At 36.2% G+C, this 13,733-nt stretch carries 12 protein-coding genes and 1 riboswitch; all 12 genes read right to left on the bottom strand.

Annotated features, from left to right (window positions below; genetic code table 11):
- Positions 1 to 15: 15 nt before the first annotated feature.
- The 12 genes from MKY46_RS14760 to MKY46_RS14815 all read right to left on the bottom strand — a co-directional run bounded on the left by MKY46_RS14760 (position 16) and on the right by MKY46_RS14815 (position 13,567).
- Entirely contained in the window at positions 16 to 1,626 is a 1,611-nt protein-coding gene (locus MKY46_RS14760; protein WP_340834661.1) for a serine/threonine protein phosphatase, read from the bottom strand.
- Between the two features lie 32 nt (positions 1,627 to 1,658).
- On the bottom strand, positions 1,659 to 2,498 hold the full coding sequence (locus tag MKY46_RS14765; protein WP_036120181.1) for a PP2C family protein-serine/threonine phosphatase: 840 nt from the start codon (positions 2,496 to 2,498) through the stop codon (positions 1,659 to 1,661).
- Between the two features lie 6 nt (positions 2,499 to 2,504).
- Positions 2,505 to 3,032 (bottom strand): FHA domain-containing protein, encoded by a 528-nt coding sequence (locus MKY46_RS14770; RefSeq protein ID WP_036120184.1) that lies wholly within the window; start codon positions 3,030 to 3,032, stop codon positions 2,505 to 2,507.
- A 35-nt stretch (positions 3,033 to 3,067) separates the two neighbouring features.
- A complete protein-coding gene (locus tag MKY46_RS14775) occupies positions 3,068 to 3,643 on the bottom strand; it encodes an FHA domain-containing protein (RefSeq protein ID WP_036120187.1) in 576 nt (191 codons plus the stop codon).
- 30 nt (positions 3,644 to 3,673) lie between these two features.
- Entirely contained in the window at positions 3,674 to 4,108 is a 435-nt protein-coding gene (locus MKY46_RS14780) for a J domain-containing protein (protein ID WP_036120190.1), read from the bottom strand.
- 89 nt (positions 4,109 to 4,197) lie between these two features.
- Entirely contained in the window at positions 4,198 to 4,623 is a 426-nt protein-coding gene (locus MKY46_RS14785) for a hypothetical protein (protein WP_036120193.1), read from the bottom strand.
- Positions 4,624 to 4,854: 231 nt separating this feature from the next.
- On the bottom strand, positions 4,855 to 7,023 hold the full coding sequence (locus tag MKY46_RS14790) for a hypothetical protein (protein WP_036120196.1): 2,169 nt from the start codon (positions 7,021 to 7,023) through the stop codon (positions 4,855 to 4,857).
- A gap of 553 nt (positions 7,024 to 7,576) precedes the next feature.
- A complete protein-coding gene (locus MKY46_RS14795) occupies positions 7,577 to 8,485 on the bottom strand; it encodes a serine/threonine protein kinase (RefSeq protein WP_340834665.1) in 909 nt (302 codons plus the stop codon).
- Between the two features lie 136 nt (positions 8,486 to 8,621).
- Positions 8,622 to 10,085: an aminomethyl-transferring glycine dehydrogenase subunit GcvPB gene (gene gcvPB / locus MKY46_RS14800; protein WP_340834666.1), complete on the bottom strand. Its 1,464-nt coding sequence runs from the start codon at positions 10,083 to 10,085 to the stop codon at positions 8,622 to 8,624.
- On the bottom strand, positions 10,078 to 11,424 hold the full coding sequence (gcvPA, locus tag MKY46_RS14805) for an aminomethyl-transferring glycine dehydrogenase subunit GcvPA (RefSeq protein ID WP_036120201.1): 1,347 nt from the start codon (positions 11,422 to 11,424) through the stop codon (positions 10,078 to 10,080). The genes gcvPB and gcvPA overlap by 8 nt, the downstream gene beginning before the upstream one ends.
- Before the next feature lie 25 nt (positions 11,425 to 11,449).
- On the bottom strand, positions 11,450 to 12,553 hold the full coding sequence (gene gcvT, locus MKY46_RS14810; protein ID WP_036120204.1) for a glycine cleavage system aminomethyltransferase GcvT: 1,104 nt from the start codon (positions 12,551 to 12,553) through the stop codon (positions 11,450 to 11,452).
- Positions 12,554 to 12,814: 261 nt separating this feature from the next.
- Positions 12,815 to 12,907: riboswitch (glycine riboswitch) on the bottom strand.
- A 144-nt stretch (positions 12,908 to 13,051) separates the two neighbouring features.
- Entirely contained in the window at positions 13,052 to 13,567 is a 516-nt protein-coding gene (locus tag MKY46_RS14815; RefSeq protein ID WP_036120210.1) for a shikimate kinase, read from the bottom strand.
- Positions 13,568 to 13,733 lie beyond the last annotated feature (166 nt).

Below are 13,733 nucleotides of genomic sequence, written 5' to 3' on the forward strand. Positions count from 1 at the left end.
CTCAGGATTTGAATGCTAACTGGCATCAGTTACTTCATCTACTGGAGGTTCTGCTTCATTAGGAAGTGCATTATCTGCTGGTTGAACCTGTGGAACAGGGTTTAATTTATCATTCGCATTCATAATCTTTCTCTCTAATCCAAGAACTTTTGCCAGTAATTCTGTTTCTTGATAAATCTCCTGCGCAAGCGTATAGGACTCTATCGCTTGAACATATTCCTGACGGGCATAGCTCTGATCCCCACTTTTTTCTAACCCTTCTGCCTTTAATTCTTTTTGAGCCTTCTTCAATTCATTTATTTTTTCTTGTGTATCTTCAATTTTTGTTTTAATTTGTGTCTCTCCAGTAAATGAAATGGCGAGTGCTTTTTTTCTAGCTTTCTCATAAATGGCTAAAGCCCCACTGTAGTCCTCTGCCTCAAAACGAAAATCTGCATCTTTTATAGCATCAACAATCTCCACAACGGAATCCATGTTGGCAATTCTTTGCTCTACTTCTTCCTTACCAAATCCATTAATGAGTTTGCCCTCTTTTTTAGCTTTTTCATAATGTTCTAATGCCTCTGTAAATTTTCCAGTTTCCGCTGATTTATCACCATTGATAATTAGTTGTGTCACTCTTAATTTTCTAGCTAGTAAATTTCTATGTATAGGATCTTTTAATTTTTTTGCTGCATTTCTTCCCTCACTATATGCAAGTAAAGCTTTATCATAATTTCCGTCTTGAAAGTAAACATTTCCACTCTTTTCATGGTCCTTCATCTCGACTGTTAACTCTGCTAATTTTTTTGCTTGTTTTACTTGATAAAAAATCGTGCCGCCACCTACAACCAAGGCTAAAACTAATGCAGCAGCAATCATTTTTATATACTTCATCTTGTTTTTGTTCGTTTCTTGATACACCTTGTTCACAAATATCGCAGCAACCGTATAATTTTCTACAACTTTTCTTTGCCTACTCAACAATATTTCTTCCAACAAATCTGTATATTGTTCAGAATCTTTGACACCTTCCAAAGCGTCAGCCATCTCAATCTCACTGACATCTCCCCAAAAGCCAGCTGTACAAAGTAATAGGACATCACCATCAGTAAGCTTCATTTTTTTAGACACAAAGGGTTGAAATTTGTTTGGTTTACCTAGATAATTCAACAAATTCCCTCTTTCTTCATGCTGGCTAATATCTAATGAACGGTTCTGACTGTTTACTATTTCCTGTGCTAAACTTTGGTCTGTACTTTTGTAGGTTAATGTACCGTTTCGGAAGTGATACAGTCGCGAATTCCCCGCTACTCCAACAATCATTTTTGAGTAGTCGGAAACAACTATGACAATACTAGCCTTTAATCTTACTCGTAAGCTTTGTGCTTGTAGTATATTTTGTGCATGTCTAAGGTATTTATTGATAGCTCTCCTTGACATAGCTGGCTTTTCCATAAATTTTTCCAATATAGCCTTTACGGCAAGCTCTGCACTACTAATTTCCTGATCTGCATCCAAGCCCTTGACAGCTACCCAACAAGCTACATCGTCAAGTTCTGTATAGGCAAAATAGTCTTTATTTTGCAGAAAGGACCCTGCTTCAGATAAAAAGCCCGTTTTAAAGTCGCAATTTTCCTTTCTCATACGTCTCCTCCTTCTCTATTCCCTATTCATCGTCACCAAGTTTTTTCTAAAATCACGATGGTAGCATTATCTTGATTTTTTAAGCGTTTTTGTTCAACGGCTTTTATCATGCTTTGTGCTAAATCATAGGGTGGAGCTTGCTGAGAGAGAATTTTTTCCATTTCAACCTCCGTTAAAGCATCATAGATTCCATCACTAAAAAGACATACCTTGTCCCCTCTATTTAGCTGAATCGGATTATTTCCTGTATCCAAATTTTTAAAGCCTGCATATCCTAAATAATTGATTAATCTCTTTTTTAGAGGATTTTCCTGAACCTCAAGTTGCGAAATTTCACCTGAAATATATCTTTCGGTTAAAACTGACTCAAAAATATGTTTTTGGTTAATCTTTAGAAATTCACCATTTCTAAAGATCGTGAGAACACTATCCCCTACTGCCCCCCAATGAAGATAGCCTTCACTATCAATAACGGCCGTGACTAATGTTGTTCCTCCATTGGAGCCATTTAAGTTTTCCACAATCATATGATTGCTTGCTATAGCAGCTTCCTTAAAAAAGTTTTGTAGATTATTTAAGCTACTAAGCTTTTTAAATTCTTCTATGAAGGTTGTCACTGCGATCGTGCTAGCCATCCGACCATTGGCTAAGCCGCTAATTCCATCTGCAAGCACCGCGATTGTGCCATATGTCGTTTCGGCAGTTGAGAAATAATCATCCTGCTCATCACGTCTTCCGATTGTTTGACCATTTCCAATATAAATTTTCCCTTTATCCATTTTTTGAGCAAGTATACTTCTTATTAGCAGTAACAAGATAAGGACAATGATAAAGATTAAGGTAATTATGTACGGCAATAACTTTTGGTCCATATGTCATCATTCCTCACTTTGATTGTTTTCCCATTCAAAGTGAACACCACAAAGTGGAATAAATAAAAATATACTTCTCCCTAGCTGTATCACATCATAGGCTGCTAATTCCGTTGGTGTATAAACGGCCTCATTATTTAGATAGGCTAATCCTGATGCATCTCCTGGCAGTAAGTAAAAATTACGTTTTTTAGGATCATACACAATGACTGCATGATTTCGCTTAGAGATGGAATTGTCCCCTGCAATGCGGATATGCATATCTTCTGCTCTACCTATAAAATTCTTTTCAGATAAGATACGATAATCTCTACCCATTTGTGGCCCTTCAATACAAACTAACCATCCTGTTACAGGATCTATCCCATCCATTTCTCCTAAGTAAGGCAATGTTTTATCATCTGCTTCAATGACAGGTGAGGAAGGACTATTTTGTCTTTGCTCCTGTTCCACCATCACGTTACAGTAAGGACAAATATTGCGATGTCTCCTTGAACTAAACATATGACCATTTGTACATCTAATCAAACTCATTTCGATATCCCCCATCTTTGTTACGAATTTTTTCTCTATTTAACCAAAATTCGCGTATTCGCTATGTATATTGTGTCTCCATTACCTAATGGGTAAGGAATCTCATGTTTTAATCTATTTTTTACGCGCTTATTCGCTTTTTTTAAGCCAACACCATTAACCGAATCTATATCCTCTAAATACCAAATTCCAGCTACACAATTTAGTACAGCATGCTCATAATTCACAAGAGATTCATACTCTGTTCCACTTAAATCAATATCCGCCTTGTGTTCAGCTGAACTTTTTCCAATAAGCAATGAAATTTGATCGCCAAGTTCCCATTCATCTATTTCTACTCCACGTTCATTAAGAAGAACAAGCTTTGAAATGTCCTTCTTAGCCATCACTTGAGTGATTGCCTTTGCTTCGTATTTAAGCGATACATATATAATGGCGAGTATGACTATTACCGTCCCAATAACGAATTTCAAAAGGACATCCTGATTCATCACAAAAACATATAAAATGAAAAAGAAGGCGATTGTGACAATAATGATATCGATAATTTTTATAAACATTTTTTTTCGTGTATTTCCACTGTAAGCTTCAGCTGAAAATGGCTCATACATATAATCACACTCCTCTCTTTTTGCCATAGCTTATTTATTAAAAAAACGTTCAAATAAATCCGTTGTATCCAATGGATTTTTCTTCGTTTTTTTATGAAGCGTTGAGGACATCTCCTTTGTTTTAGGATTGAAGCCAAAGAAATGTTCAAAGTTTTTTTCAATATTATTCATATTAAAATCTGGCTTTTTCTCTGTAGACTGATGTCCGTTTGAATGCTTTTCATTTTGTTGTTCATTTTGCCAGCTGGTACCTTTGCCATCGAGACGGGCATCGTAAGTCTCTTTCAGCGCTGGATCTTTAAGCACCTTATATGCCTCTTGAACCTCTAAAAAAATTTTCTCTGACTCTTGATTTCCACCACTCACATCAGGGTGATGCTTTTTGGAAAGCTTTCGATAAGCTAATTTTATTTGCTCTTGTGTTGCATTTCGGTCTATACCCAATGTTTCATAATGCGTTTTCATGTTTTCAACCCCAATTTAGGATTATTAAAAATAATCTAAGGAACTATAAAAGTTCCTTAGATATAGTAGTGTTTTATCGTGCTGCAATCTTAGACAGCGTAGCCGCCTTCGATTTTTGCCAATTCTGTTTTGTCTTTCTTTTGCTTAATAAATAAGAAGAACTCACCAATACCTTCAGTGTCACCATATCTTTCTGTATAGTCCACAACGAAAGCATTTGGGAAATGAATTTTTCTTACTACTTGATCAGCTGAGATCACTTCAAGTGTCACTTTGCGGTAGCAATCAGCTTTTTCAGCTGGTACTAATGACCATAATCCTAATTTCATCGTATCATCAGAATTATCACCATCAGTGGCAGTTAAAATTTTACCTTTTACTTTTAAAGTTGCCCCAACATCTGTAGAGCGCGCGTTAGAATCATTCGGTGTATCTGTCTCATATTCGACAGTCATGATGCTTTCTAACCCTAATTCAATTGCTTCTGATCCTTCTACTTTTAATACAAAACCCATTTTTAGTACCTCCTAAATTTTGTTGAATCGTAACTTCTGACTGTTCTAATGAAATAAATTTAAGTACAGCTATTCATTTCACAGGGCCATGTTTCATACCGACACGATGAAATATGTAATATTTTTCATTTTAGCAATTAGTCGTTCGATTCATATTTATGTTAAAAGATTTATGAATGATAAATCTTAAACACCCTACTTAAATAATTGAAAATGGTGATAAATAAATTGTTAGGCTTTAACAGCACTTGTCCCTTTAGTAATCGTGACCTCAAGATTTTTAACATTACCGTTAAATACAAGATCGATCTGACATAAGCTTGTTTTCTCATCAATGATGTAGCCAATATCATCTCCGTCATGAATGATAGAGTTTACATGACCTTTATCATTCAGCCACTTACTTTTTTGACTACTTGGATTATTACTAAAGAAGCGAACGATATTCTCGTGCTTAAAGTCACCAGATTGGAATCGAAGTATTCTTTCAATATACGTACTAACTTGCGTTTTATAGATTGAATCGAATCCATCTTCTTCCATTGCTAGACTTCTTGCTTTATAAACAGTAATACGTCTAATATCTTTATCCTGTAGTTGGGCATTTTCGGAAGAGAATACAAAACCGAAGCTTCTGCTGTTAATAGCGTCTTTAATATTATTCGTAAAACCTGAAATTTCCTTCGCCATCGTAGTTACAGCCCTAAGTGAGTTGTCTCCGGCTTCAATATCAAATCGAACTCCAGGGTAATTACGTTTTACATTTTTAAATGATTCCTTTAAATACTCTGGGCATTGGTAGGCGGAAACGATACCTGCTGCTACATAGCTAGCACCTACATAAACGCCTTCTATCCAAAGCTTTAAAATATCTTCCTTTTCTTTCGATAGACGAGCTCCATTTTCGGTAGTATGCATTCTCGTATCAATAACTACGCCTGATTTATCTTTTGGAATAATCGTAAAGTTTGGTAGGCATGGTATCGCGAACTCACTAAATTCTTTTCTGACAAGAACCGAGCATTTATCGATCAGGCGATCAATCCCAGCAGTTGCGATGCCGTTGAAGGTAGTTTCTTCTTCAGCCATAAAGTTAAAGAAAATTTGAACCTTGTAATCTTTTACCGTATCTAAGAGGATTGATAAAGATTCCATTGTGTTACCCTCTTGCTTTGTAACCTTTTCATTCCCTTTGAATCTTGATCGGCTAACTTTCATTTTTCCAGAAGATTCTAATTCTAGAGCAGGTACAATGCCATACCATACAGTATCTGTAAAATCATTTTTAGCGTTAACCGTATTTAAATACGTGCGTAATCTTGGTAGATTATTACTTTTCACAAGCATATCGAGCTTCGTGTTTGTCACTAATAATGACGGCTGCATACCTTTATTTTTCGTAGCATATTGATCGAAGTACATTTTGACACCTAATAGCTTTTCGACTAAAGGCTTGACCGTTTTTACAAATTCATCCTTTGCATCCTTATAGAACTCTAGGTATGTATTGTAATTTTGAACTTCTGTTTCAACATCAAATTCGGCTTTTACAGCTGGTAGAGGTGAGAACGTTCTCACAACTAAATCTTTTACATAGGAAGACGGCGATTCTGTAATAGCCTCATAGTCTTCTTCGAAAACTGTACTCAAGCCGTAATTACTATTTTCTTCAATGACCATCAGTTCTGAACTATTCGTTTGAGGTGCCTCAATAATTTTCAATTCGCCATTATCACCAATAGTAAGCGTACCTATTTGTAATTTTTCGGACTCATCCTCATCTTGACTAGCACCTAATAATAATCTTGTTTTAATATCTTCAATTGCTAAAGGCAGCATCGCCATTACATTGTTGTAGTTTCTACTAGCTACTTCAAACATAAGATTTAGCTTGTCACCAGTATCTAATTTTTTCGGATCTCCCTCATCCAGCTTGTCATACTCACTGTATAGGTAATGAATTTCCTTACGAACTTGGCGAATATCATCCATGACTTTTTTAGGAGAAATCATGTCTAGTAAATTTTCAAATTTAAAATCTACATTCGTGATGCCCTGACTTCTTTTTGTATCAATGAGCGTAAATAGCATCTTTAAAAAATCGTTATTTTGGTCGATTGCTATTTCAGATATACAATCATCTTGAATTCCTTCAGGCTTTTTCAAGGTATACATAACCTTTTGATTTGCCGCGTTATAAAATGAATACACAGTAGGTGAAAACTTATCTAAAAATTCGTCGAAGCTTTTTACAAGAAGATGTTGACTAATTTCTTTGATCTTTTCATCACTTAGACTGTCGATTCCTTTTACATCGCCAACAAGCGTAATTAAATCCAATTTCTCTGGGTTTATTTCTTCAAAGAGCATTGTTCTGTTCGTTTGACTAATAATCTCCATTCATTTGGCTGTATATTACTACAGCCATCCCTCCTTTAGATAACGAATTTCGAGTAAGCATAAACATTAGTGCGTAAAAAATACAGAATTAGAATTGTATAACTACTTGAATCGAGCATCTTAAAAGAACATTTAGACACTTAAATTAAGTCGATATATACATTTAAGATAAAATTTTACAATAAAAACAATAATGTACTGAACTATGTACGAGAAGCTCTAATTCAACTTTATGCATTTTTTATACAAAATTCACTAATGGTTTTATGTATCACAAAAGTAACTATACAATACCTAAAATCAATGTCAATATTTTCTATAGAATATATTGTAAGCAAAAACATTTTAAGGACATTTTATTAAAAATATTACATGGTAATAATTATGATATTTTTTAGGGAAATAGTGGATAAATCCTATTTTTTTATAAAAAAAACAACTAAAGGTCCGATTGCTATTAGGCCCTAAGTTGTTCTTTTGAATATCATACTTTTAAGACTAAAATGAGTAAAAAGTATTAAAAATATAGTAATTTTGGTCTTTTAGAATTAATTCATTTAAAATAGTTCTTTATACATTTGAATTTTCTTTCCAAAATAATCATGTATTTAATAAAAGAAAGGGAAGAACATCTTTTTTTATGCTGCACTTGCAAGCCCCATAAAATAGTCAATGACATAAGAATGCTCACTTTTCTATTATATTTTCTCACATTTGTAAGTTTATCCTCGATTACTCTTTGTGAAACATCTAGTGGGACTTCGTTTGTTAATGCGAAGTATAAAGTTGCCATCAAACTATAAATATCTGTATAAATGCCTTGCTCTCCTTTAACGGAATACTGCTCAATAGGTGAGTATCCCAGTGTAGTAAATATTGGATATTTTTCCACCGTTTTATAATAAATTGCTGAACCGAAATCTAATAAGCAAGGTTTCCCTTGCGTATCAATTATAATATTATTCGGCTTTATATCCCGATGAATAATGCCTTTACTATGTAAATACGAGATGGCATCAATTAAGGGAAGGAATACTTCTTCATATAGATGATGCCTTTCGTGAATAGCATATTTATGTATATATTGGTCCAGTAATATCCCTTCATAATAATCTGTAATCATATATATAGAACCATTTTCAGTAAAATGATGTCTATACTTAACAATATTTTGATGGTTCAATTGTTGGATCATGAATGCTTCACTTAGAAATCTTTCCTTTAATTCCTGAAATTTTCCCTTTGTTGAGGGTACACGATTGATTACTGATTTGTTATCCAAATCTCGTAACGCTATTTCCATTGGGAAAAATTCCTTAATGATTAGTTGCTCTCCAGTATTTATATGTTCAGACATATACACAAAGGATAATTTACTAGTGGCAAGAACTTGCGTTATTTTATATGTATTATGTAATAGACTGTTTATTGGTAAGCTCAATTCAAATATTGCTGCCTGCATTTTAATCTCCCTTCAAAAATCAAATATACAAATTAATGTAATTATATCAATTACTATATTTTTATGTATAGTTTGTACTAGCCTAAAGTGCGTAAACAAAAAACCGTTCAATATGAAGTGAACGGTTTTTTGTGGATTATGCTTTTTGATAGCGCAGCACTGGTGTACGAGCAGCGCGTGTTTCATCAAGACGAGATACGACAGTTGTATGTGGTGCTTCTTGCACGATAGATGGATTTTCTTCTGCTTCTTTCGCAATTTGAATCATCACATCACAGAATGCATCTAATGTTTCTTTTGATTCTGTTTCTGTTGGCTCGATCATTAATGCCTCTTCCACGTTTAATGGGAAGTAGGTTGTTGGTGGATGGTAGCCAAAGTCTAACAGACGTTTTGCAATATCTAATGTGCGAACGCCCAATTTCTTTTGACGACGACCTGATAAGACAAATTCATGTTTGCAGTGACGGTTATATGGTAAATCAAAGAACGGCTCTAAACGACGCATCATATAGTTTGCGTTTAATACAGCGTATTCTGTAACAGCTTTTAAGCCATCTGGACCCATTGTACGAATGTACGTATAAGCACGAACATTGATACCAAAGTTACCAAAGTAAGGTTTTACACGTCCAATTGATTGTGGACGATCGTAGTCGAAGTGGTATGTGCCTTCTTCTGTTCTCACTAGTACTGGTTTTGGTAGGAATGGAATTAAATCTGCTTTTACGCCTACTGGACCAGAACCTGGACCACCGCCACCATGTGGGCCTGTAAATGTTTTATGCAAGTTTAAATGCACGCAGTCAAAGCCCATATCGCCAGGACGTGCTTTACTCATAACGGCATTTAAGTTCGCGCCATCATAGTAAACTTTCCCGCCTACAGAGTGAATAAGCTCCGCCATTTCAATAATGTTTTCTTCAAATAGACCGAGTGTATTCGGGTTTGTTAGCATTAATGCAGCTGTATCAGCACCAACGACTTTACGAAGGTCTTCGATATCAACTAAGCCATTTTCATCGGATTTCACAGTGATTGTTTCAAAGCCTGCTACTGTTGCTGAGGCTGGATTTGTACCGTGAGCTGAGTCAGGAACAATAACTTTGTTACGGTGACCTTCACCATTTGCCTCATGGAATGCGCGAATCATCATTAATGCTGTCCATTCACCATGGGCACCTGCTGCTGGTTGTAATGTTACTTCATCCATTCCTGTAATTTCTACTAAAGAAGTTTGTAAATCATAGAGAAGCTCCATCGCACCTTGTACTGTCGATTCATCCTGTAATGGGTGAACATTCGCGAAGCCTGAAAGACGTGCAACTGCTTCATTAATTTTTGGATTATATTTCATCGTACAAGAGCCGAGTGGATAGAAGCCAGAGTCTACCCCATGGTTTCTACGAGAAAGTGCTGTGTAATGACGCATAATATCAAGCTCAGACACTTCAGGTAACTCTGCAGCTTCCGTACGAACTAAGCTTGCAGGCAGTAAATTTGCTAGGTCTACTTCAGGTACATCAAGTGCTTCTAAGCTATAGCCAACGCGACCTTCTTTTGAAATTTCAAAAATGAGTGATTGATTTTCGTTATGCATTAAGAGCCCCCATTTCTGCAACAAGTGCATCAATTTCTTCTTTTGTGCGTAATTCAGTTACTGCAATAAGCACATGATTTTTCAGAGAGTCATAATTTTGCCCTAGAGGATATCCACCGATTATACCCTTTTCGATTAAGCCTTTATTGATTTCCTTCACACATTTATTCGTTTTCACAACGATCTCGTTAAAGTGCGCACCTTGGAATGCTACTGTAAAGCCAGCTGCTTCAAAGGCATTTTTTGCATAACGTGTTTTGGCAATATTTTGCGTAGCCATTTCACGAATACCTTGTTTACCTAAAGCTGTCATCGCTACAGATGCAGCAAGTGCTAAAAGTGCTTGGTTCGAACAAATATTAGATGTTGCTTTATCACGACGGATATGTTGTTCACGTGCTTGTAATGTTAATACATAACCACGGCGCCCTTCACCATCCACTGTTTCACCAACAAGACGACCTGGCACTTTACGCATTAATTTCGTTGTCACTGCAAAGAAACCACAGTGTGGCCCACCAAATGCTTCAGAGATACCGAATACTTGCGCATCCCCTACACAAATATCAGCACCTAGCTTACCAGGAGGCGTTAAAATGCCTAATGAAAGTGGGTTAGAAGAAACAACAAATAAGCTTTTCGCTTCATGTGCAATATCACTAATAACTTGAATATCCTCCACTTGACCGAAGAAGTTTGGATATTGAGCAATAACAGCTGCTGTGTTGTCATCGATTAACTCTTTTAATGCTTCGACATCTGTCACACCATCTTTTTGTGGGATTGTCACGATTTCAATGGATTGACCATAGGCATATGTAGCAACAACATCGCGATATTCTGGGTGCACTGCTTCAGACACTAATATTTTCTTACGACGCGTATGACCTGCTGCTAGCATACCTGCTTCTGCTAATGCTGTACCACCGTCATACATAGAAGAGTTTGCAAGATCCATGCCAGTTAGCTCGGCAATCATCGTTTGGAATTCAAAGATTGCTTGTAGCTCACCTTGTGAAATCTCTGGTTGATAAGGTGTGTACGCTGTATAGAACTCTGAACGAGAAATGACATGGTCCACGATTACTGGTTTATAGTGATTGTAAACACCTGCACCTAAAAACGATACATTAGCATTTGTGTCCTTATTTTTTGCAGAGAGTGCTGTTAATTCTTTTAATAAAGCAGATTCTGATTTTGCTTCCTTAATATCATAAAGGCCTTTAAAACGGACTTTCTCAGGAATATCCCCGAATAATTCATCAACTGAGGATACACCGATTACGTCTAACATTTCTTTTTGATCTTGCTCCGTCATTGGTAAATAACGATGTTTCATAAATGTAGGTCCCTCTTTTCAACTATTATTTTGAACGCTTGTAAAACGGTGTTTCTACTGTTACTACCTTTAAGTGTTTCCCACGAATTTCGATTTCTAGCTCAGTTCCGATTGTTGTGAATTGACTGTCAATTAAAGCGTGACCAACATTACGTTTAGATGAAGGAAGCTGTGTACCCGTTGTCACTTCACCGATTTCCTTACCGTCCTTGAACACTTTGTAGCCATGACGTGGAATGCCTTTATCAATCATTTCAATGCCTACCAATTTGCGTGTAAGACCATTTTCCTTCTGCGCTACTAATGCTTCATGACCAATGAAGTCTTCTTTATTTAATTTCACAGCAAAGCCAATCCCAGCCTCAAGTGGAGAAATTGTTGCCGATAGCTCTTGACCGTATAATGGTAGCCCTGCTTCAAAACGTAGTGTATCGCGGCATCCTAAACCTGCCGGTACTACGCCTTTATCATGACCAGCATCTAAAATTTTACCCCATAGTGCTTTAATATCTTCTGGAGCACCGTAAAGTTCAAAGCCATCTTCTCCTGTATAGCCACTACGAGAAACTAATACTTGATGACCCGCAACTTCAACGCCCTCTTGGAAGCGGAAAAATTTAATGGCACGAACATCAGTCGAAGTAAGGGATTGAAGAACTTCCTCTGCTAATGGTCCTTGAAGAGCAATTTGTGCATAAGCATCGGACTGGTTATCAATCGTCACATCATATTGATGTTGATTTTCCATCATCCAATCATAGTCTTTTTCAATATTGGCTGCATTGACACATAATAAATAGTGATTATCAGCTAATTTATACGTTAATAAATCGTCAACAACGCCTCCATCTTCATAACACATGGCTGTGTATTGCGCTTGGCCATTAACAATTTTAGATACATCATTTGATAAAAGATTTTGTAAAAAACCTAATGCATCGGGACCTGTTACTAAAATTTCTCCCATATGTGATACATCAAATAAGCCTGCACGATGACGCACTGCATCATGTTCTTCTTTAATGGAAGTAAATTGAACAGGTAGTTCCCAGCCACCGAAGTCTACTGTTTTTGCACCGTATTTCGCGTATTCTTCAAATAGAGGTGTACGTTTTAATTCATTCGTCATTCTTTTTTGCCCCCTTATTGTTCGTTACATTTTTACTGGTAGTAGTTCGTCTGCTTTTGTATTAATACAGTCAGTGCGTATCGTTTCCAATCTTTAAAGCACCTGTGGACATAAAAAAAGACAGACGAACCCCTTTTCGGGATTCTCTGTCCTTGCACCTGAAAGTTACACCAGACTGGCTCGCAAGTTTTCACACTGCCAATCAGCCGGCTTTCCCCTTTGGTGGCTGTTATTGTTATACTACAGCTCTCTCCAGAGTTGCGTCTTGTACGAGTCCTTTTACCTGAGAGATTCATAGCCATTTACTACTTGCTCCTTCGGTGGCGTCTACACGCGCTCTCCCCGCACAATCATCCGCCCAAGATAGTTCTTGGTACTATTTAGTAGTCAATGAACATTTAGTTACTTATTTGTCTATATCCTAACATTAAATGCATTGAAAAGGCAATCATTTTTTAAAAGATAATAAAACACGAACATAATTTATCAATAATACAATCATCGTTCGTTTTTTAATCTTTTCACTTGAAATACTAAATACTCTAGAATATGACGGATAGTTCTACCTTCTGTCAATACTTGGATATGTCCTACCTCACGGTAAAACTTCCTTCTGTAATGATACAGGCTTTCTAGCTCTTCCTTTGTAGAGCTCTGGACAATGGGTCTGTTTGGATCATGCTGTATTCGTTTATAAATATCTTCAAAAGACGCATCTAAAAAAAACACTAATCCACTACGTCTCATAATTTTTCGATTCTCAGCATTAATGGCAACGCCACCACCTGTAGAAATAATACAAGCCTCATCTCTGAAATTTTTCAAAAATTCTGTTTCTATTTCTCGAAAATGGGCCTCTCCGTATTTTTCAAAAATCTGTGGAATTGTCATTCCCTGCTGGCGCACAATCTCACGATCCATATCATAATATGGCATCTTTAATAAATAACTTAAACGTCTTCCTAACGCACTTTTCCCACTGCCCATAAAGCCAACTAAATATATTTTTCGCAATTCGGATCACCTTCTTATAACTACGATTCTACACTGTCTGACAAAATTTGTCCTAATAAATTTATCGTAGTTTGAACATTTAATTTTTCTAGCCCATCATATGTTCGAAACTGCATTTCATAAGACATACAATACGCAAGAACAAAAGTAGTTACAAAAAATAATA

Origin of the sequence: Lysinibacillus sp. FSL M8-0355, from assembly GCF_038008985.1 — a bacterium.
GTDB classification, from domain to species: Bacteria; Bacillota; Bacilli; order Bacillales_A; family Planococcaceae; genus Lysinibacillus; species Lysinibacillus fusiformis_D.